Below are 21,148 nucleotides of genomic sequence, written 5' to 3'. Positions count from 1 at the left end.
AGTTGATCGTGATCAACCCGGTCGATCGTGATCAGCCCGGTTGATCTCATCACCCGCGGGTGATCGTGATGAAATCCGTGCCCTCACCGGTTTCGCGACCAAGGCCGGTATCGGAGATCGTCAACGTCGAGCCGGGCGCGATCAGCGCGTCGATCCTGCGGCGTGTTTCGTCGGGGATCGTGATGCGGCTCAGCGAACGGGCGATCGGCCTGCCTGTGACGATCGAACTTTCCTGATTGGTGATCCCGAGCCGCTTCATCGTCTCGCGGGAGAGATTGTTCTCGAGCGTGATGCCCAGCCAATCCGCCGTGCCGGCATGTTCATCGACGGCATGCAGCGTGAAGAAATGCGTGCCGAGTGCTAAGCCCGGATCGGCGATCGTCATCGGGGCCTCGAAGATCGGCCTGAAGGCCTGGCGCACCATGATGACGCCGTTCGGCGGTTCACCCTTGCCGGCGGCGGAATAGACCGATGTGAGAAGTCTGTCGGAGACCAGGCTCCTGTCGCCGGCAAATTCCGCCGGCCGCAGCATCTTGAAGGCGTTGATCGCCTGCACGGTCGACGGACCGAGTAGGCCGTCCGGATCGCCGGCGGAAAAGCCGAGCTGATTGAGTAGCGTCTGGATGTCGATCACCGTCTCGCGCAGCGTGCGCCGCGTGACGAGCATGCTGATCGGTTCGGACGGCGGCTCGGCTTCGGGCGCCGTAATCGACGGATTTGCCGGCATTGGCATCGCCGCGGTATCGTTCATCGCCACCTGCACCGGTGTCCCGGCGCTGTCGGGCATCGAGGGCCGCAGTTCGACATCCGAAAGCAGCGGCATCGCTGCCGGCGCATCGGGGCGGAAAAGGTTCGGATGGTCGATCGGTTGCGGCACCAATTCGTCGTCGCTGATGATGACGGGAATGCCGGGCTCGGTCATTCGGTAGAGCATTTTTGCGAAGGCGCCGGGCATGCGCACGCAGCCGTGCGAGGCCGGATAACGCGGAACGGAATTGGATTCGTGCAGCGCGATGCCGGACCATGTCAGCCGTTGCATGAACGGCATCGGGGCAGCCGAATAGAGGTTGGATTCGTGGTATTTCTGCTTTTCGAGCACCGAAAAAATGCCGCTCGGCGTCGTATGGCCGTCCTTGCCGGTCGAGACCTTCGAGGTTGCGACGACCTCGGTGCCGTCATAAACCACAAGCGACTGCTTGTTCTTCGAGACGAAGATCTGCAGCGTGCGTGCATCCGCGGCCAGAGCAGGGTGCACGAGTGCGGTGGCCGACAGCAAGCCGAGGCCGAAGACGAGACGCGAGAACATGATACCCAACCATACGCAATACTGGTACGCACATTACGGGACGAAGTTTAAGGAAGATTTTAACCCCCGGACTCGGCGGCTCGCCCGGACCGGTGCAGCGGTTCCGCTCTAACGACGCGCATAGGATAAAAGGCAAAGCATGTCGCATCATCAAAGTTTCAGCTGTCTGATTTAACGCATTCGTACGAATTTCGAATAGCCGCGCGCACTTTGCGCGGGATGTTCTAGTGATCGCGCTTGCCGTTGCCGAAGGTGTAGCCGGTCTCGACTGTGTTCTTGCCGAACTTGTCGCGCAGCTTGTCCATCGCCGCTTCGGCCGCCGCCCGCCGGCCTGACTGCCGGTCGATGAGATCGGGCGGATCGGCGCGAGTGGCGTCGCCGAGATCGGTGACGCCGATGCCGATCAGGCGGAATTTCGTACCGTCCGTTTCCTTTTTAAGAAGCTCGAGCCCGATGCGGAAGATCCTGTCGGCAAGCTGAGTCGGGTCCTCGAGCTTGCGGTTGCGGGTGCGCGTCTTGAAGTCGGCGCTCTTCATCTTCAGCACCACGGTCTGGCCGGCGATATCGTTTTTCTTCAGCCGCCAGGAAACCTTTTCGGAAAGGTTGCGCAGGATCGGCACCAGATCGTCGTGCCGCGAGATGTCGTCGAAGAAGGTCGTTTCGGCCGAAACGCTCTTGGCGGCGTCGTTGAGATGCACCTCGCGGTCGTCGATGCCGCGCGACAGCCGGGCGAGCCGCTGGCCGATGCTGCCGTAGCGGCGCATCAGGTCGTTCTCCTCCATCTGCTGCAACTGGCCGATGGTGCGGATGCCATCCGCCTCCAGCGTCGCGGCAAAGGCCTTGCCGACGCCCCAGATGGTGGTCACGGGACGCGGGGCCAGGAATTCCACCGCTTCTTCGCGGCCGATAACGGAAAATCCGCGCGGCTTCTGCAGGTCGGAAGCGACCTTGGCGAGGAATTTGCAATAGGAAAGCCCGACCGAAACGGTAATGCCGATCTCCTTTTCGATGCGGCGAGCGAATTTGGCGAGCGTGCGCGCCGGTGGATCGTGATGCAGCCTCTCGGTGCCGCCAAGTTCCAGGAAGGCTTCGTCGATCGACAGCGGCTGCACCAGCGGCGTCAGATCCTGCATCAGCGCACGCACCTGGCGCCCAACACGGACATATTTCTCCATGTCCGGGCGTATGACGATGGCCTGAGGACATGCCTCCAGCGCCTTGAACATCGGCATCGCCGAACGCACCCCGTGGATGCGGGCGATATAGCAGGCAGTGGAGACGACACCGCGTTTGCCGCCGCCGATGATGACGGGCTTGTCGGCAAGTTCGGGATTGTCGCGCTTCTCGACCGCCGCGTAGAAGGCGTCGCAATCGATATGCGCAAGCGTCAATGCGTAGAGTTCGCGATGGCGCACCAGGCGCGGGCTGCCGCAGGAAATGCAACGACGCGCCTCGCCCTTCTGCTCGGCAAGGCAGTCGCGACAGAAGCCGGGTGTCTTGTCAGGCGCGGGCGTCATGGTGAGAACAAAGGTTGAACGGCGCGACACTACGCCTTAAGCTTATGAGTCACAAGAGAGGACGGGAGCTTTGCCTTTGGATAAAGATCTTCGTTTCGAGCCGGTGACGGCAGACCGGTGGGGAGACTTTGAAACTCTGTTCGGCCCGCAGGGGGCCTTTTTTAATTGCTGGTGTGTCGCGCTGCACTTGCCGCATGCGGTGAGGACGACGATGACGGCCGACGAGCGCAAGACGCATATGCGCGAGCGGATCGGGGCGGGGCCGCCGCCGGGGATCCTCTGTTATGCAGATGGCGGACCGGTCGCCTGGGTGCAGGTCGGGCCGCGCCACGACGTGCCGCAGTTCAATTCACCGCGCACCGTCTCGCGGCCGCTGGAGGAGGAGGATGCGCGTGATCCCTCTATCTGGGCTGTCAGCTGCTTCTTCCTGCTGCCGAAACTGCGCGGCAAGGGATTAAGTCATCGCCTGCTCGCCGGCGCGATCGACCATGCCCGGCGCCGGGGCGCGCGGCTGCTCGAAGCCTGCCCGATCGATCATGTGAAGCAGTCGAAATCGGTGACGCTCTGCATCGGCTCGACGGCAATCTTCGAGGCAGCCGGATTCGAGACGGTGGCAATGCGCAAGGACGGCCGTCCGCTCATGCGGCTGGAGCTGCGCGGTTGACCGGGCCGGAAAGGAAATGGGCCTCGATCAGCCCGGCCGCATGCGTCCAATCGGTGGCGCGGGTGATGTCGTCGGCTGCCGCCGGCGCGAAACGATGGACGGGCGAGTCCGGCATCAGGTGAATGAGCAGGCAATCGGCCACGTGTTCCCTGACCGAATTCAGATTGTGCGCCATATCGTCTATGAAGGCGACAGGAAAGGAGCGGCTGGCATGCAGTGCATGGACGATTGGCCCCTTGGGTTGCTCGCTGGCAAGCAGCGGAAAGAGCAGGCCGGCGCTGTCCAGCAGGCGGCGACGCGGATCCTGGTACCGTGGCGGCATCGCCGTCAGGAAAAGGATATCGGCGTCTTGCGAAAGCCGGCCGAGCGTTTCGACGACGCGGTCGACCGGCGTCTGCCACAATTCCTGCGCTTCGAAAAAATCTTCGATCAGCCGGCTGACTTGTCGGCCCTCGATCTCCGTGCCGTCCGCTTTCGAGACGATGTTGCCGTGAAGCCGGAACGATCGCGGCAGGAATTCGTGTCCCAGGCTTTGGAGAAAAAGCTGGAAGGGGTCGATGAACCGCAGCACGACATCGTCGACGTCGCAGACGATCAGCGGCCGCTCGCCGAGGCGGATGTGCGAAATATCGAGCTCTGTCACGCTCAGTATTCTCCCGAATCGAGCCCGGGCGAAGAGAAATGCCGCCAGGCGGCGGTTACCGTATCGGGGCTGAGGCCGCTCGCCGTGCAGAAGGCCATCGCCGTCGGTTCGTGGTTCATCAGGAAGTCCATCATGCCTGAGAGGAAACCCGGATCGTTGACCGCGTTGCGCACCTGCTCGGGCGCCACGCCGGTGAGTGCGAGGAAGCGGCCGAACATGTCGGGATCGGCGGCAAGCCAGCCAAGCACGGCGATCGCCGTCTCGTGCGGGTCGGCCGCCTGCTGTTTCGAAGTCTTGAAGTTGCTTTGCATTTCGAGGGGTAAGTTACCTTTTCTTCAACCAAATACCGGTAGCGTGCGCTATCGGTTTCACGGAGCTATTCATCCGCATGTGCCTTTCTCATGGGACGAACCGCTGCGCGAACGGACGTAGGGACAGCTTGTCATGCCCAAACAGGTGATGATTGTAGAAGATAACGAGCTCAACATGAAGCTCTTTCGCGACCTCATCGAGGCGTCCGGCTATACCACGATCCAGACTAGAAATGGCATGGAGGCGCTCGATCTGGCGCGCAAGCATCGTCCCGACCTCATCCTCATGGATATCCAGCTTCCCGAGGTCTCCGGCCTCGAAGTCACGAAATGGCTGAAGGAAGATGACGAGCTGCACGTTATTCCGGTCATCGCCGTCACGGCTTTCGCGATGAAGGGCGATGAGGAGCGGATCCGCCAGGGCGGCTGCGAAGCCTATGTTTCCAAACCGATTTCGGTTCCGAAATTCATCGAGACGATCAAGACCTATCTGGGCGATGCCTGACGCATCGGAAAGACGCTTATGACCGCGCGAATACTGGTGGTTGACGATATTCCGGCCAACGTGAAGCTGCTTGAAGCGCGGCTGCTCGCGGAGTATTTCGACGTGATGACCGCTGCCGACGGTCACGAAGCGCTAGCAATCTGCGAGCGCAACCAGGTCGACTTGATCCTGCTCGACATCATGATGCCCGGTATCGATGGTTTCGAGGTCTGCGAGCGGCTGAAGGCCAGTCAGAAGACCGCCCATATTCCCGTCGTCATGGTCACCGCACTCGACCAGCCTGCCGATCGCTTACGCGGTCTGAAGGCCGGCGCCGACGATTTTCTCACCAAGCCTGTCAACGATCTGCAGCTGATCTCGCGGGTGAAGAGTCTGCTGCGGCTGAAGACCTTGAGCGACGAGCTGCGCATCCGCGCCGACACCGCTCATACGATGGGCATGGGCGATCTCATGCGGGCAGGCGAAGGCCGTGGCGATGAGGCCGGCCAGGTGTTATTGGTCGATGGCCGCGCCAATTCGCAAGAGCGCATCGTCAGGGCGTTGAAGCCCGTCGCCGATGTGCTTGCCCTCTCCGATCCGCAGGCGGCCCTCTTCGAGGCGGCCGAGAACACGTTCGATCTCGTCATCGTCAATGCCAATTTCGACGATTACGATCCGCTTCGCCTCTGCTCGCAACTGCGCTCGCTGGAGCGCACACGCTTCCTGCCGATCCTGATCATCACCGAGCAGGGCTCCGACGACATGGTCGTCCGCGCCCTTGATCTCGGCGTCAACGACTACATCATCCGCCCCGTCGATCCCAACGAGCTCGTCGCCCGCTGCCTGACGCAGATCCGTCGCAAGCGTTATAACGACCGTTTGCGAGCCAGCGTCAAGCAGACGATCGAGCTTGCCGTGACCGATCCGCTGACTGGCCTTTACAACAGACGTTATCTCGACAATCACCTGAACGCACTCTTCAATCGGTCGATGGCGCGGGGCCGGCCGCTTTCGGTGCTGATCACCGATATCGACCGTTTCAAGCAGGTGAACGACACTTACGGCCATGACGGCGGCGATGAAGTGCTGCGCGAATTCGCAAACCGCGTCCGTTCGACCATCCGCGGTGCCGATCTCGCTTGCCGTTATGGCGGGGAGGAGTTCGTCGTGGTGATGCCGGACACCTCGCCGGAAGTTGCCGCAGCCGTCGCCGAGCGCCTGCGCGCGGCAGTCGAGAGCGCTCCCTTCATGCTGAAGCGCTCAAGTGAACTCCTGAGGGTCACCGCTTCCTTCGGCATCGCCTCGCGCAGTGGCGCGGTGTTGACCCCGGATCAGCTGATGAAGCAGGCCGATCTTGCCCTTTACGAGGCCAAGAATTCCGGCCGCAATCGCGTGGTCGCAGCGGCTGCCTGACGAATCACTTTGGGCGCCATATGCGCCATTTGCGAGTTTTCCACTGCGGTAAGCGATTTGTTACCGAATTTTAACCTTCGCCTGTGCGACGCAGGCCCAAGTTTTGCAGCCCGGTAGCCCAAAAATGGACTCCCGGCGTTGCTGTGGATATGGCGCGGCGCGACAGTCTCCGGAATGCCGGAGCCTAGCCCGAAATGAAATGAAGACTATAAAAAACGCCTGCCGCCAACAGGGTCAAATAAAGTGTGGCGGCATCACCTCACGTAAGGGGAGGGGCAGCTTAAGTTATTAAGTTATATTGTCGAACTTCTTCGGTTCCACCGTCATAAGGCTTTGCCGTCAAGCAGAGCCGTCAAATCTTTGCATGTTCCAAAACTGGACTTTTAACCATAGAATCAAGCTCAGAAAATTCATCATTAAGAATTTGTTGATTTTCTTTCATTTCTGCGCAAATTATCGGCTCATAAAAGAAGCGCTCCCGCAGAGGAGCTGTCGATACCCCATGATGCTCAGGTCCGCCGCATCTCCTGGGTCGTGGGGTCGGTCGGCTAGTAGGCAAGTCACAACGGTTCCTCGTGCCGTTTTGCATGCTGGCCGACCCCCTTTCAGGAAAACGCCGCCACTTCCCGAAGATGGAAGGGCGGCGTTTGTCTGTTTGCGCTATCATTTTCCAAGGCCATCCTCCGGGGCAATAAAAAACGCGCAACCCGAAGGCGCGCGTTTTTAAAATCCGTCAGGCCAAGTGATTACTTGATCTTGGTTTCCTTGAACTCGACATGCTTCTTCGCAATCGGGTCATACTTCGTCTTCGTCATCTTGTCCGTCATCGTACGGCTGTTCTTCGTCGTGACGTAGAAGAAACCGGTGTCGGCTGTCGACAGCAGCTTGATCTTGATTGTTGTAGCCTTGGCCATGGTCGTCCTGCCTTTAAGAAAATGAAAGCCGTGGAAGCCGGATGGGCTCCACGGCAAATTCTGGCGCGAAACTACGAATCCCGTCCGAAAAGTCAAGTCCGTTTTCGAACGAACATCAATCTGATGCCGGAAAGTAAGGCATAAAGACCGAAGAAAGCGGCAATCGCCCAGGCAAAACCATTGTTTCCGGCGACGTCGATTGCTGCGCCGATCACCTGTGGCCCAGCAACGGTTCCCATCGCATAACAGAAGACGAAGGCGGCATTGGCGGCAGCCAGATCGGAGCCCGTCAGCCGCGAACCGAGATGGCTGAGGCCGACCGTGTAGAGTCCGGAGACGCAGCCACCCCAGAAAAGCAGCATCCCGGCCATTAGCAGCCAGTTGTTGACGAGGATCGGCAGCGTCAGCGAGCCGATAAAGCCCATCAGCGCCATCCCTGCCAGAAGCGGTCGCTTGTCGCGGATGCGATCGGAGAGCAGGCCGAGGGGAATCTGGAAGATGACGTTGCCGACGCCCATCATGGTGAGCAGCAGCGCCGCCTGCGATTCGGTGAAATGGGCGCGCACGGCAAAAATCGGGAAAAGTGACAGCCCGCCAGCTTCGACCGCGCCGAAGATGAAGACGGCCGCCGTCGCTGTCGGCACCAGCAGGACGTAGCGCATGAAATGCAATTCCGGTTTTTCCTCGAGCACCGGGCTCTCGTCACGGGCGATGAAAATCGGAATGGCGGCAAGCAGGATGGCGCCCGCGCCGACCAGGAAGGGAAAGATGCCGTCGCTGCCGAGTATCGAAAAGAGCAGGGGCCCGGCAGCGAACCCGATGGAGAGCACGGTCGCATAAATGCCGAGCACAAAGCCGCGCTTGGATGGCGGCGAGGCGGCGTTGATCCAGAATTCGGAGAGAATGAACAGCGTCGTCGTTGCGCCATGGAAGGCGAAACGTAGCGGAAACCACATCCAGAAATCCTGGGCATAATAGAAGCCGAGCGCGCTCAGCGCCGAAATCAGCACCGCCCAGAGCATCGTCGGCGCAACGCCGTATTTGTGGGCGAGCTTGGTGGTAACGGGCGCCGCGGCCATCGCCGAGATCCCGGCCATCGCCGTATTCAGCCCGATCAACGTGGATGAGATGCCGCGTTTTTCGAGGATGATGCTGAGAAGCGGGAGTCCGAGACCGATTGCTATGCCGACGGCTGAAATGGACGAGATGGCTGCCACCAGAGAAGGCCAATGGATTTCTTCGACATCGCCCGGTGTGCCGGTTCTCGGCTGAGACATTTATCCATCCTTAGAAAGCTGCGCGAGCGAACCGACCTCTCGTCTCACATAGAAGGGACACAGATGTGCCAAATCCAGGTGACGGGCGGCGTTTCGCAGTATTTCCGATGTGATCTGCGGAATGTAAAGCCTGTTCAGACAAGAAAAGCTTACCATGTCAAGTCGTTGAAGATCGTTGACTCCCGCGTGTCGGTGGTGGTCGGTGGAGCGCTGGCACTACACGCTAAATATGTCTGGAAGGTGAAGGCGCTCAATCCGGCCGGCGGGGAAGCTCGTAATCATCGGGACTGTCGCTCTCGCCGCCGAAACCATGCATGCGCAACGCCCATTGCAGGCCGATGACGCCGCCCTTGATCGGTTGGATCGAGGCGAGCGCGGCGATGACCGTGATCGGCGCCCATATGGCAAGATGGACCCATACCGGCAATACCAAGGTCAGATCGGTCAGCATGTAGCCGCCGACGAGGACGTGGCCGAGGACCAGGATGACGATATAGGGCGGCAGATCGTCGGAGCGATGGTGATGCATCGCCTCGCCGCAGGCGGCGCAATGATCGACCGGTTTCAGGAACGCGCGGAAGAGCTTGCCGTCGCCGCAGGCCGGGCAGCGGTTCAACAGCCCGCGCATGATGGAACGTCCGAGCGGACGCTCGGCTTCGGGTCCATCCCCGTAGCGGACGACCGGATCGGTCGGTGTGTTCATTGCATCTTCCTCGTTCAGGCAAAAAGCATGAAGCGCCGCAATAGGACCATTGCTGCTTTCGGCACCGTGGCTTAGCGGCGTCCGCGCGGGGGACGCGTTCCCGGTTTCTTGCGGACCTGGCCCCTGTCGCGGCGGCCGGCCTTATGGAAGGAACGCGCCGCCGTCGGCATCTCGCGTCCTTCGCTCAGCATCTCGAACCGCAGCGCGCCGGCCAGCGGGATTGCTTCCGCAAGCTTCACGGTGACGCTGTCGCCAAGACGATAGCCGAGGCCCGTCTTTTCCCCCGACAGTGCCTGATGCGCCTCGTCATAGATGAAATAATCGGTGCCCAGCGTAGATATAGGGACGAAACCATCGGCGCCATAGTCCGGCAAGGTGATAAAGAGCCCGGATTTCGTAACTCCGGAGACGCGGCCGGCAAACTCCTCGCCGACGCGGGTGCTCAAATGATGGGCGATCAGCCGGTCGATGGTCTCGCGCTCGGCTGCCATCGCCCGGCGCTCGAAGGTCGAGATTTCGGCGGCGATATCGTCGAGCGAGGCTTCTTCGTCGGGGGTGATGCCGCCTTCGCCGAAGCCGAGCGAACCGACCAGCGCCCGATGCACGATGAGATCGGCGTAGCGGCGGATCGGCGAGGTGAAGTGGGCGTACTTCATCAGGTTGAGACCGAAATGGCCGATATTCTCGGGGCTGTAGATCGCCTGACTCTGCGAGCGCAATACCATCTCATTGACCATGGTCTGGTGTGCCGTGCCGTCCGCCTTGGCCAGGATGCCGTTGAAGCTGTTGGCCCGCATATTGCCGCCCTTGGCGAGCGAGATGCCGAGTGTCGCCAGGAACTCGCGCAAAACTTCCTGCTTGGCAAGCGTCGGGCCGTCATGAATGCGGTAGACCAGCGGCTGACGCTTCTTCTCGAGCGTCTCGGCGGCGCAGACGTTCGCCTGGATCATCATCTCTTCGATCAGCTTGTGCGCATCGAGCCGCGGCGGCACGAAGACCCGGTCGACCGTGCCGTCCGGTTTCAGCAGGATCTTGCGCTCCGGCATGTCGAGTTCCAGCGGCTGGCGCCGGTCGCGTCCGCGCTTCATTACTCCATAAGCGTGCCAGAGCGGTTTCAGGATCGGCTCGAGCATCGGTCCGGTCTGATCATCCGGTCTTCCGTCGATCGCCGCCTGCGCCTGCTGATAGGAGAGCTTGGCGGCACTCTTCATCATGATGCGATGAAAGGTATGGCCGATCTTGCGGCCTTCGCCCGAGAAGCTCATGCGCACGGCGAGCGCCGGGCGGTCGACGCCTTCCTTCAGCGAGCAGAGATCATTGGAGATGCGCTCCGGCAGCATCGGCACGACGCGATCGGGGAAATAAACGGAGTTGCCGCGCTTCAGCGCTTCGCGGTCGAGCGGCGAATTAGGGCGGACATACCAGGAGACATCGGCGATCGCGACGGTGACGATGACGCCGCCGGGATTGTCGGGGGAGGGGTCGATCTCGGCGTAAACAGCGTCGTCATGGTCCTTGGCGTCTGCCGGATCGATGGTGATCAGCGGCACGTCGCGCCAGTCCTCCCGATGCGACATGGTCACCGGCTTGGCGGCTTCTGCCTCGGCGATCACGGCCGGCGGAAAGACGTGCGGGATGCCGTGCGCATGGATCGCGATCATCGAGATCGCCTTTTCCGAGCCGACCGAGCCGACGACGGAGAGGACCTTGGCGCGCGGCAGGCCGAAGCGTCCGAGGCGCGCGACTTCGATCTCGACCAGGTCGCCATCCTTGGCGCCGCCGGTATAGTCGGGGTCGATCACCATCTCTTCGCCGCGCCGTTCGATTGGCAACAGGCGGCCGCCGCCGCCCGGCGCGCTGCGGAAAACGCCCATCGCCGCACCGCGGCGCCTGTCGATCACCTTGATGATACGCGCTGTATAAGCCGGCCCGCCGCGATCGACGGCCGGGAAGATCTTCGCCAGGATTCGGTCGCCGAGCCCGGCGACGGGCGCCTTGCCCTTACCCTGGCGGCCTGCCGGCGACTGCTGACGGATGGCGACGGCAGGCGCCACACCCTGCTCCTCCGGCCATTCCGCCGGCCGGCCGATCAGGTCGCCGTCCTTATCGCGCGTCGTGATATCGAGAACGGTGACGGGCGGAAGAGCGCCGGGACGAATGAGCGACTTGCGGCTCTTTTGCAGCATGCCTTCCTGCTCGAGCTCCTGCAGCATGTGCTTGAGCTCGACGCGGCTGTCACCTTTCAGCCCGAACGCCTTGGCAAGTTCACGCTTGGAAGCCTTCTGCGGATGATCGGCGATGAAACGCAGGATCACTTCCCGCGAGGGCAGCGTGCCGTGGACGATGTTCAGCGGTTCGACGGCGGAAGTATCCCTGCCGGCGCGGCCGACCTTGCCCGGGCGCTTGCCCGCGGGGTTCGTTCTGTCGCGCGGTGTCTTGCTCACGTCAGCTCTTTTTCGATTTCGCGGGCGCCTTCGCCTTCGTTGCCTTCGGCTTGGCGGCCGTCTTGGTTGCCTTGGCTTCGGCGGCGGCCGCCTTCGGCTTGGCTTTCGCCCTGGCCGTCTTGCCGGCCGGGGCCTTGCCGGCCTTTTCGGTGATCAGCGCAAGCGCCTCCTCGATGGTAATCGCCTGCGGATCCTTGCCCTTCGGCAGGGTGGCGTTTACCTTGCCCCAGTTGACATAGGGGCCGTATTTGCCGTCGCGAACGGTGATGGCGCCGCCATCGGGATGATCGCCGAGGGTCTTCAGTGCCGCCGGCGTACCGCGCGCACCCCGGCCCGGCGCCTTGTTGGCTTTTTCGGCAATCAGCGTCACGGCGCGATTGAGGCCGACGGAGAAGACGTCCTCGACGGTTTCCAGATTGGCATAGGAACCGTCATGCAGGAGAAACGGCCCGTAGCGGCCAATGCCCGACGAGATCATCTTGCCCGTTTCAGGATGTTTGCCGATATCGCGCGGCAGCGAGATCAGCGCCATCGCCTTTTCATAGTCGATATCCTCAGGCTTCCATCCTTTCGGCAGCGAAGCGCGTTTGGCCTCCTTGCCGTCGCCGCGCTGGATGTAAGGGCCGAAGCGGCCGGAACGCAGCGTCAGTTCCTCGCCGGTGGTCGGATCGGTGCCGAGATTCTTCGGTTCGTTGAGCGCGACCCCTTCCGCTTCTCCACCGTTTTCGGAGGAAAGCTGGCGGGTGTAGTTGCATTCCGGATAGTTCGAGCAGCCGACGAAGGCACCATATCTGCCGAGCTTCAGCGACAGGTTGCCGGTGCCGCAGACCTGGCAAATCCTGGGGTCGCCGCCATCCTCGCGTTTCGGAAAGACGAGCGGCGCCAGCGCCTCGTTCAGCGAATCAAGCACGTTGGTGACGCGCAATTCCTTCGTGTCTTCGATCTGCGCGAAGAAATCCTTCCAGAAATCGCGCAGCACCTGCTTCCAGTTCAATTCGCCGGCGGAAATCCGGTCGAGCTTTTCCTCGAGGTCGGCGGTGAAATCATATTCGACATATTTGGTGAAGAAGCTTTCGAGGAAAGCCGTCACCAGCCGGCCCTTGGCCTGCGGGATCAGTTTACGCTTGTCGATCGTCACATAGTCGCGGTCGCGCAGGGTCGCCAGCGTGGCGGCATAGGTCGAGGGACGGCCGATGCCGAGCTCTTCCATCTTCTTGATCAGCGATGCTTCCGAATAGCGCGGCGGCGGCTCGGTGAAATGCTGGGTCGAATTGATCTTCTGCTTGGCCAGCGCCTCGCGTGCATTGATCTCCGGCAGGCGACCATCCTCGTCGCCGTCATCGCTCTGCTCGCCGTCCTCCTTCTGGTCGGTATAGGCGGCGATGAAGCCGTCGAAGCGGATGACCGAACCGACGGCGCGCAGGCCGGCCTTCTCGCCCTTGTTCTCGGCGGTGATTTCGGCCGTCGTGCGCTCGATCTCGGCCGACGCCATCTGGCTGGCGATGCCACGCTTCCAGATCAGCTCGTAGAGCCGGATCTGATCGGCGTCGAGGAATTTGCGCACGCGTTCGGGCGAGCGGTAGAAATCGGTCGGGCGGATCGCCTCGTGCGCCTCCTGGGCGTTCTTCGCCTTGGTCGAGTAGAAGCGCGCCTTCTCAGGCAGGTAGCGTTCACCGAACTGGTCGAGGATGGCACGTCGCGCTGCGTCGATCGCTTCGGGCGCCATCTGCACGCCGTCGGTTCGCATATAGGTGATAAGACCGACTGTCTCGCCGCCGATATCGACGCCCTCATAGAGCTTCTGGGCGATCTGCATCGTGCGCGAGGCGGAGAAGCCGAGATTGGAGGAGGCGGCCTGCTGCAGCGTCGAGGTGGTGAACGGCGGTCCCGGGTTGCGCCTGACCGGTTTTGCCTCGACCGTGTCGACGATATAGCTGGCGCCTTCGAGCAATGCTTTCAGGCGGCCCGCATCCTCGCCGTTGCCGATCGCCCGCGGCTGCAGCCGCTTGCCGTGCGCCGAAACCAGCCTTGCCTCGAACTCGTCGCCGCGCGGCGTCTTCAGCAGCGCCGAGATGTTCCAGTATTCTTCCGAAATGAAGCGCTCGATCTCGGACTCGCGGTCGCAGACCAGACGAAGCGCGACCGATTGGACCCGGCCGGCCGAACGCGCGCCGGGCAACTTGCGCCACAGCACCGGCGAAAGATTGAAACCGACGAGATAGTCGAGCGCGCGGCGCGCGAGATAGGCGTCGACCAGCGGCACGTCGATATCGCGCGGATCGGCCATCGCATCGAGGACGGCCTTCTTGGTGATCGCGTTGAAGACGACGCGCTTGACGGACTTGCCGTTCAGCACCCGCTTCTTGTTCAGCATGTCGAGGACGTGCCAGGAAATCGCTTCGCCTTCGCGATCAGGGTCGGTCGCGAGAAACAGCCCATCGGAGGATTTCACCGCGTCGGCGATGTCCTTCATCCGCTTGGCCGAAGCCCCGTCGACCTCCCAGAGCATTTCGAAATCCTGATCGGGAAGAACGGAGCCATCCTTGGCAGGCAGATCGCGCACATGGCCGAAGGAGGCGAGCACTTTGTATCCCGAACCCAGATACTTATTGATCGTCTTGGCCTTGGCAGGCGATTCCACCACTACAACATTCATGATGATTCTCTAAAAAAGAAACCACGCCAGCTTGGGGGCCAGCGCAACACGCACCGTAACTTGGATACCGGCCCTCCGACATGGACAGGGAAATCGCTGCGGTCAAGGGGTTTGCTACAATTTTACTTCTTGCGTACGGTGCAAGCGAACCAAGATTTGCAGCAGAAAACAATTTTAAATTGCGTCAGTGCGGTTTTTCAACACGCAGTTTCCCCGTTCCCCGCAAGCATCAATCGGAAAGCGAGACGAGACCGCCCTGATGCCGATGCAGCCTGCCTGATATATCGAGTTCCAGAAGGATGAGATAGACCGCGGATGCCGGAAGGCCGGTGTGGCGGATGACGTCGTCGATCTCGACCGGCGTCGGCCCGAGCGCGCCGATGATGCGCATCCGGTCCGAATCGCCGGGTGGCATCGTCATTGCCCGGCTCTCGCGTGCCGGCTCTTCCGCCATCGACAAAGGGAAGAGGTCAAGTTGCGCAAGCGGCGCCAGGGCTTCGATGATATCGGCAGGTTCGGTAACGATCGAAGCGCCGTCCTTGAGCAGGCCGTTGGTGCCGTGACAGCGCGGATCGAGCGGCGAGCCGGGCACGGCAAACACCAGGCGGCCGAACTCGCCGGCGAGGCGCGCCGTGATCAGCGAGCCCGAGCGCATCGCCGCCTCGATGATCACCACGCCAAGTGCGATGCCGGCAATCAGCCGGTTCCGGCGCGGGAAATCGCGGGCGCGCGGCTCCCAGCCGAAGGGCATCTCGCTCACCGCCAGGCCGTTGCCGCCGGTTATCTCTTCGATGAGGCCGAGATTCTCCGGCGGGTAGGGCTTGTCGAGACCGCCGGCAAGGGCGGCGATCGTGCCCGTGCCGAGGCTTGCCCGATGCGCTGCCGTGTCGATGCCGCGCGCCAGGCCGGAGATCACCGTATAACCCGCCCGACCGCAGTCGCGCGCCACCATCGCCGCGAATTTGGTGCCTGCGGCCGACGCGTTACGGGAGCCGACGATGCCGACGGCCGGTCGTTTGGCGGCAGCGAGTGCGCCCTTGACCGCAAGAAGCGGCGGCGCGCCGTCGATCTGTTTCAGCGCCTGCGGATAGTCCGGCTCGCCAATGCCGATAAAGCGGGCGCCGAAACGATGCGCCGCCTCCAGTTCCCGGTGCGCCTCGGCTTCGCTGGCAATGCGGATGGCCCGTGTCGCGCCGCCGCGCGCTGAAAGCTCCGGCAGCGCCGCGAGTGCGGCCTCAGCCGAACCGAAATGATCGATAAGATCGCGGAAGGTTGCAGGGCCGACATTGTCGGAACGGATCAGGCGCAGCCAGGCAATCCTCTGCCTTTCGCTTAGCACCGTACCTGTTGATTCCGCGCTCGGCGCGTCCATTATCCTTTCGCCCCGATCTTGCTTTCCGTTCCGCCCATCAGGCGTGAAATATTTGCCTTGTGCTTCCAGTAGGAGATGAGCGTCATGATCGCCATGACGGCCGCGACCTTTTCATTGCCGAGGATCCACAGTGCGATTGGGATGACGAGCATGGCGACGAGGGCCGACAGCGAGGAATAGCGGGTGGTGACGGCGACCGCGAGCCAGACGGCGGCGAAGAGCACCACCATGATCGGCGCGACGCCGACAAGCGTGCCGATATAGGTGGCGACACCCTTGCCGCCCTTGAAGCCGATCCAGACGGGGAAGAGATGGCCGATGAAGGCGAAGAAGCCGGCGATGATCGCGGCCTCCTCACCGAGGAAATATCCGACAACCCAGGCTGCCGTCGACGCCTTCAGTGCATCGAGCAGCAGCGTCGCGGCGGCGAGCTTGCGGTTTCCGGTTCTCAGCACATTGGTCGCGCCGATATTGCCGGAGCCGATGCTGCGCACATCGCCCAGGCCGGCGGCCCGGGTGAGGATCAGGCCGAAAGGGATTGAGCCGAAGAGATAGCCGATAACGGCCGCCGCAAGTGCGATCGGCAGCGTGATCTGCCATGACATGAGATTGGATAACATGTGCCCCCTCAGCCCTCCGTAGCTTACCGTTCCAGCCGTCTCTCAAAGTGCGTGAACAGGCTTTCCCGAGACGTATGTCGCGACTGCCCGCCCGCTGAAGCGCGCGTCCTCGAACGGTGTATTCTTCGAGCGGGAGAGAAGCATGTCTTTGGTGACAAGCCAAGGCTCATCGAGATCGATGAGCGTGATATCGGCTGGCGCACCCGGCTTCAGCGTGCCGGCATTGAGACCGAAAATCTGAGCTGGGCGTGTGGACATGGCGTCGATCAGCCGCATCAGGCTGACCTGGCCGCCATGATGAAGCCTGAGAGCCGCCGCCAGCATCGTTTCCAGTCCGACCGCGCCATCGGCTGCCTCTGCGAACGGCAGGCGCTTCGTGTCGACGTCCTGCGGGTCGTGCGAGGAGACGATGATGTCGATCGCACCGTTGGCAAGCGCCTCGGCCATGGCGACTCGGTCGTCCTCCGGGCGCAGTGGCGGATAGAGCTTGAAGAAGGTGCGGTATTCGCCGATGTCGTTCTCGTTGAGCGCCAGATTGTTGATCGAGATGCCCGAGGTCACCTTGGCGCCACGGCTGCGGGCGCGTTCGATGGCCTCGACCGATTCGGGGACGGAGATCATCGCAGCGTGATAACGGCCGCGCGTCAGCTCTGCCACCCTGAGATCGCGTTCGAGGGGGATCAGCTCGGCTTCCTTCGGAATGCCGGAGAGCCCCAGCCAGCTGGCGAAAAGTCCCTCGTGCATGACGCCATTGGCGCCGAGATATTTGTCGCGGGTCTCGCAGGAGATGACGGCGCCGAATTCGCGAGCATAGGTCATGATCCGGCGCAGCACCTGTGTGTTATGGACGCTGGAATGGGCATCGGTGAAGGCGACCGCGCCCGCCTGCATCAACAGGCCGATTTCCGTCATCTCCTCGCCGGCAAGACCCTTGGTGAGGGCGGCTGCCGGATAGACGTTGACGGCCGCCGTGTCCCGCGCCGTCTTCTTGACGAATTCGACGAGTGCGATGTCGTCGATGACGGGATCGGTGTCCGGCATCATGATGATCGAGGTGATGCCGCCGGCTGCCGCCGCCCGGCTCGCCGAGGCGATCGTCTCGCGGTGCTCGCCGCCGGGCTCGCCGATATGGACGCGCGCATCGACGAGGCCTGGCGTTGCCACGAGGCCGGTGCAGTCGCGCACGGCGGCGCCTTCCGGCGCACCCTGGTTCTGCGCCTCGCTGCCGGCGGCAATAATCACGCCGTTTTTAGCGATGATCGTTCCGATCTCGTCGAGACTGCGCGAGGGATCGACGATGCGGACATTCTTGAGGACGATCGAGCTGCTCATGCCATCATTCCGTCGGTTCGGGGACCTTGGTTCTGCGAGACGAGCAGCGTCTCCATGACGGCCATGCGCACGGCGACCCCCATTTCCACTTGTTCGGCGATCACGCTCTGCGGACCATCGGCCACCTCGGAGGCGATCTCGACGCCGCGGTTCATCGGCCCGGGGTGCATGACCAGCGCATCATCCTTCGCTGCTTTCAGCGTTTCGGCGTCGAGTCCGTAGAAGTGATAATACTCGCGCACCGACGGCACAAAGGCGCCGGACATGCGTTCGCGCTGCAGCCGCAGCATCATCACGACGTCGGCGTCCTTCAATCCTTCCTTCATCGAGTGGAACACCTCGACGCCCATCTCGGCGATGCCGGCGGGCAGGAGGGTGGCGGGCGCGACGACGCGCACGCGTGCGCCCATCGCGTTAAGCAGCAGGATATTGGAGCGCGCCACGCGCGAGTGCAGCACGTCGCCGCAGATCGCCACGATGATGCGCGAAAGCTTGCCTTTGGCGCGGCGGATCGTCAGCGCGTCGAGCAGCGCCTGGGTCGGGTGTTCGTGCTGCCCGTCGCCGGCATTGACGACCGAGCAGGAGACTTTCTGGGCAAGAAGTGCAGCCGCCCCGGCGCTTGAATGGCGGATCACCAGCACGTCGGGGCGCATCGCATTCAGCGTCATCGCCGTATCGATCAGCGTCTCGCCTTTCTTCACCGAGGAATTACCGACCGACATGTTCATCACGTCGGCGCCGAGCCGCTTGCCGGCAAGCTCGAAGGAGGCCTGTGTGCGGGTCGATGCCTCGAAGAAGAGGTTGATCTGCGTCAGTCCGCGCAGCGTCGACGTCTTCTTTTCTCTCTGGCGGCTGATCTTGACGGCTTCGTCGGCCTTGTCGAGAAGATAGGTGATATCCTGCTCGGTGAGGCCCTTGATGCCGATGAGGTGGCGGTGGGGGAAAAAGACCATGACCCTGCCTCTTGCTGTCTCTTGCGGGTCTATAATGAGTGCCGCCCGCTGGGGCAAGCACGCGCTGTGGGCAAAGGCTTATGTCCCCATGCATTTTCGCTTGAATTCCGATAGAGCAGAATAAAGCGAATCATAACTTCCGGTTTTCCTTGCCGGGTTCTTGCACTAGAAGCGAACAATGACCTCCGCAAACCGGACTGACGACAAACTCGCAGAACTCAACCAGCCGAGCCTGTGGTCCGGCATCAATGCCTATCGATCCGATCCGCTGATCGTCGATCTGACGGCGGCCTTGCCGCGCGGCATCCGTGAAGACCTGGAAAATATCGGTCGCTACGTCACCTCGCCGGAGGCGCAGGAGCTCGCGCGCATGGCAAACCAGGGCGCGCCACAGCTGCGCACCCATGGTCCGCGCGGCGAGCGTCTCGACGTCGTCGAGTTTCATCCCGCCTGGCACGCGCTGATGCGCCGCTCCATGTCGGTCGGCCTGCATTCCTCTGTCTGGGATCCGCAGGCCGATATCGAGGCGAAGGACGCGGGCCACAAGGTCCGCGCCGCGCGATTTTACCTGACGGCACAGCTGGAATCCGGCCATCTCTGCCCGCTGACGATGACGAGCGCTTCGGTGGCTGCGCTGTCGGCGTCCCCTGCGGTGCAGAAGGACTGGGCGCCGAAGATCCTGTCGCGCAAATATGATTCGTCCAACCGGCCCGCCATGCAGAAATCCGCGGTGACCATCGGCATGGGCATGACCGAAAAGCAGGGCGGCACCGATGTCAGGGCCAACCGGAGTGCGGCTGAAAAGGTCAGCGAAGGCATCTATCGGCTCTCCGGCCACAAATGGTTCATGTCGGCTCCAATGAGCGATGCCTTCATCATGCTGGCGCAGACGAAGGAGGGCATGGGCTGCTTCCTGGTGCCGCGCCTGCTGGAGGACGGGTCCGCCAACGGACTGCAGTTCCAGCGACTGAAGGACAAGGTCGGCAACCGCTCGAACGCCTCTTCCGAGGTTGAGTTCACCGATACCTTCGGTTTCCTGCTCGGCGGCCCGGATGCCGGCATCCGCACCATCCTCGACATGGTGACGCTGACGCGGCTTGATTGCGCGCTGGCCTCATCAGGCATCATGCGCGCCTCGCTTGCCGAGGCCGTGCATCATACGCGCGGCCGCAGCGTCTTCGGCAGGATGCTCGTCAACCAGCCGATCATGACGCGCGTGCTCGCCGACATGGCGCTCGACGTCGCTGCCGCTACCGCGCTGTCCTTCCGCTTGGCCGATGCTTTCGACAAGGCGCGCGGCAATGCCGAAGAAGCGGCCTATGCCCGCGTCATGACGCCTGTCGCCAAATACTGGTGCTGCAAGATCGCGCCCTCGCTGATCTATGAGGCGATGGAATGCATCGGCGGCAACGGTTACATCGAGGAGCGCCCGATCGCCCGCCATTACCGCGAGGCCCCCGTCAACGCCATCTGGGAAGGCTCCGGCAACGTGATGGCGCTGGATGTGCTGCGCGTGCTCAACCGTGGCAAGGATCTGTTCGAGACAGTTTTTGCGGGCCTCGCGCGCGATCTCGGCCCCGCCGGCAAGAAAACGATCGACGTGTTACGCGCCGCAATCGCGCTTTGCGAACAGGACGAGGGCGCGGCGCGCCTGCTCGTCGAGCAACTGGCACTTGCCGCCGGCGCGGCGGAACTCTATCGGCTTGGAGCAGGGCGCATCGCCGATGCCTTCATCGAGACACGCCTTGCCGGCGGCTGGCGCTCCACTTACGGCATGCTCGATTCCCGTTTCGACGCCAGCTACATCGTCGATCTGCTCTACCCGCCGGCGGCCTGATCGCAAGGGCGATCAGGCGATCCTGAGACCGAGATGCTCGGCCATGGGATCGAAATCACTATCATCGTGCAAGAGCGAGTGGCCTTCTTGAATGCAGAATGTGCCAATGATTACGTCGATGATCTTGCGCACTGTGATACCGCGTTCCCGCAGCAGGCGATAATTACGGGCTGCCCTGACGGCGAGGCTGTCGTCAAGCATCGGACGGATCGTGAATTGGCGCAAATTCGCTTCGATGGTGGTTGCATGGCGGTCATTGCGCGCGCCTTGGAGGACCTCCATAAGAATAAGATCGCCAACAAGAATCTCCAGCGGATCTTCGATATTCTGCAGACGTCGTCTGGCGGCGTTTTCCATCCCGCGTAGATGCGCAATCCAGACCGAACTATCGACGACGATCACTGGTTTCGTCCGGTCGATCGCGGCGCATCCCTTCCAGATCACCCTCCCAGCCGATTCCCGAGAGATTTGCGATCGCATTTTTTCTGCGGTGCCTGTCGACGAGGCTTCTGAGGGCCTGTTCGATAGTAGCTTTTTTCGTCGCCAACCCCGTGGCGGTCATCGCTGCGGCGAGCAAGGCATCATCGATATCTATATTCGTCCGCATTTTTTCCTCATGTGTATAACCTTCGTAAAAGATACACATCAGCCCCACGGGTTCAAGATCAATGCTGATGCTGCCGCCATAAACAAAAATCCGGC

General features: G+C 62.0%; 19 protein-coding genes. 4 read left to right on the top strand and 15 right to left on the bottom strand.

All coding sequences use genetic code 11. The features are described 5' to 3' along the window. Positions 1-49 precede the first annotated feature (49 nt). Positions 50-1,306, bottom strand: a complete 1,257-nt coding sequence (locus J7U39_RS11265; protein WP_210628273.1) for a L,D-transpeptidase family protein — start codon at positions 1,304-1,306, stop codon at positions 50-52. A 224-nt stretch (positions 1,307-1,530) separates the two neighbouring features. Further along, on the bottom strand, positions 1,531-2,823 hold the full coding sequence (locus J7U39_RS11260; protein WP_210631649.1) for a DNA polymerase IV: 1,293 nt from the start codon (positions 2,821-2,823) through the stop codon (positions 1,531-1,533). Between the two features lie 76 nt (positions 2,824-2,899). On the opposite strand from J7U39_RS11260, the gene J7U39_RS11255 reads away from it, so the two are divergent. Next, positions 2,900-3,487, top strand: coding sequence for a GNAT family N-acetyltransferase (locus J7U39_RS11255; protein WP_210628272.1), 588 nt, complete (start codon positions 2,900-2,902; stop codon positions 3,485-3,487). Here the strand turns inward: J7U39_RS11255 and J7U39_RS11250 are convergent. Next, positions 3,462-4,136 (bottom strand): hypothetical protein, encoded by a 675-nt coding sequence (locus tag J7U39_RS11250; protein WP_210631648.1) that lies wholly within the window; start codon positions 4,134-4,136, stop codon positions 3,462-3,464. The genes J7U39_RS11255 and J7U39_RS11250 overlap by 26 nt on opposite strands. Continuing rightward, positions 4,133-4,441 (bottom strand): DUF3572 domain-containing protein, encoded by a 309-nt coding sequence (locus J7U39_RS11245; protein WP_210628271.1) that lies wholly within the window; start codon positions 4,439-4,441, stop codon positions 4,133-4,135. The genes J7U39_RS11250 and J7U39_RS11245 overlap by 4 nt, the downstream gene beginning before the upstream one ends. A gap of 133 nt (positions 4,442-4,574) precedes the next feature. Between J7U39_RS11245 and J7U39_RS11240 the strand changes: the two genes are divergently transcribed. Together J7U39_RS11240 and J7U39_RS11235 are read left to right on the top strand one after the other, a co-directional pair. Further along, complete coding sequence (locus tag J7U39_RS11240) at positions 4,575-4,946, top strand: response regulator (RefSeq protein WP_003547430.1); 372 nt, start codon at positions 4,575-4,577, stop codon at positions 4,944-4,946. Between the two features lie 18 nt (positions 4,947-4,964). Continuing rightward, on the top strand, positions 4,965-6,338 hold the full coding sequence (locus J7U39_RS11235; RefSeq protein ID WP_210628270.1) for a PleD family two-component system response regulator: 1,374 nt from the start codon (positions 4,965-4,967) through the stop codon (positions 6,336-6,338). Between the two features lie 746 nt (positions 6,339-7,084). On the opposite strand, the gene rpmG is transcribed toward J7U39_RS11235, so the two are convergent. From rpmG to J7U39_RS11190, 9 genes are all read right to left on the bottom strand, one after another. After that, the gene (gene rpmG / locus J7U39_RS11230; protein WP_003587245.1) at positions 7,085-7,252 is read right to left on the bottom strand and encodes a 50S ribosomal protein L33; all 168 of its coding nucleotides are present in this window, start codon (positions 7,250-7,252) and stop codon (positions 7,085-7,087) included. 92 nt (positions 7,253-7,344) lie between these two features. Continuing rightward, the gene (locus J7U39_RS11225; RefSeq protein ID WP_210628269.1) at positions 7,345-8,529 is read right to left on the bottom strand and encodes an MFS transporter; all 1,185 of its coding nucleotides are present in this window, start codon (positions 8,527-8,529) and stop codon (positions 7,345-7,347) included. A 250-nt stretch (positions 8,530-8,779) separates the two neighbouring features. Beyond that, positions 8,780-9,232: a DUF983 domain-containing protein gene (locus J7U39_RS11220; protein WP_210628268.1), complete on the bottom strand. Its 453-nt coding sequence runs from the start codon at positions 9,230-9,232 to the stop codon at positions 8,780-8,782. Between the two features lie 71 nt (positions 9,233-9,303). Further along, positions 9,304-11,676, bottom strand: coding sequence for a ribonuclease R (gene rnr, locus J7U39_RS11215; protein WP_210628267.1), 2,373 nt, complete (start codon positions 11,674-11,676; stop codon positions 9,304-9,306). Position 11,677: 1 nt separating this feature from the next. Continuing rightward, complete coding sequence (gene topA / locus J7U39_RS11210) at positions 11,678-14,332, bottom strand: type I DNA topoisomerase (protein ID WP_210628266.1); 2,655 nt, start codon at positions 14,330-14,332, stop codon at positions 11,678-11,680. Positions 14,333-14,561: 229 nt separating this feature from the next. Continuing rightward, on the bottom strand, positions 14,562-15,704 hold the full coding sequence (gene dprA, locus J7U39_RS11205; protein ID WP_210628265.1) for a DNA-processing protein DprA: 1,143 nt from the start codon (positions 15,702-15,704) through the stop codon (positions 14,562-14,564). Continuing rightward, entirely contained in the window at positions 15,704-16,324 is a 621-nt protein-coding gene (gene plsY, locus J7U39_RS11200; RefSeq protein WP_210628264.1) for a glycerol-3-phosphate 1-O-acyltransferase PlsY, read from the bottom strand. Before plsY ends, dprA begins: the two co-directional genes overlap by 1 nt. A 42-nt stretch (positions 16,325-16,366) precedes the next feature. After that, complete coding sequence (locus tag J7U39_RS11195; RefSeq protein WP_210628263.1) at positions 16,367-17,656, bottom strand: dihydroorotase; 1,290 nt, start codon at positions 17,654-17,656, stop codon at positions 16,367-16,369. Beyond that, positions 17,653-18,609, bottom strand: a complete 957-nt coding sequence (locus J7U39_RS11190) for an aspartate carbamoyltransferase catalytic subunit (RefSeq protein WP_064801874.1) — start codon at positions 18,607-18,609, stop codon at positions 17,653-17,655. The genes J7U39_RS11195 and J7U39_RS11190 overlap by 4 nt, the downstream gene beginning before the upstream one ends. A gap of 178 nt (positions 18,610-18,787) precedes the next feature. Between J7U39_RS11190 and J7U39_RS11185 the strand changes: the two genes are divergently transcribed. Then, positions 18,788-20,446: an acyl-CoA dehydrogenase family protein gene (locus J7U39_RS11185; protein ID WP_210628262.1), complete on the top strand. Its 1,659-nt coding sequence runs from the start codon at positions 18,788-18,790 to the stop codon at positions 20,444-20,446. Between the two features lie 12 nt (positions 20,447-20,458). On the opposite strand, the gene J7U39_RS11180 is transcribed toward J7U39_RS11185, so the two are convergent. Together J7U39_RS11180 and J7U39_RS11175 are read right to left on the bottom strand one after the other, a co-directional pair. Then, positions 20,459-20,848, bottom strand: coding sequence for a PIN domain nuclease (locus J7U39_RS11180; RefSeq protein WP_210628261.1), 390 nt, complete (start codon positions 20,846-20,848; stop codon positions 20,459-20,461). Beyond that, positions 20,832-21,053: a type II toxin-antitoxin system VapB family antitoxin gene (locus J7U39_RS11175; RefSeq protein ID WP_210631647.1), complete on the bottom strand. Its 222-nt coding sequence runs from the start codon at positions 21,051-21,053 to the stop codon at positions 20,832-20,834. The genes J7U39_RS11180 and J7U39_RS11175 overlap by 17 nt, the downstream gene beginning before the upstream one ends. Positions 21,054-21,148 lie beyond the last annotated feature (95 nt).

Origin of the sequence: Rhizobium sp. NLR16a, from assembly GCF_017948245.1 — a bacterium.
Taxonomy (GTDB): Bacteria; Pseudomonadota; Alphaproteobacteria; order Rhizobiales; family Rhizobiaceae; genus Rhizobium.
The sequence above is the reverse complement of the archived record's forward strand: the minus strand, read 5'-3'. Positions and strand labels throughout refer to the sequence as shown.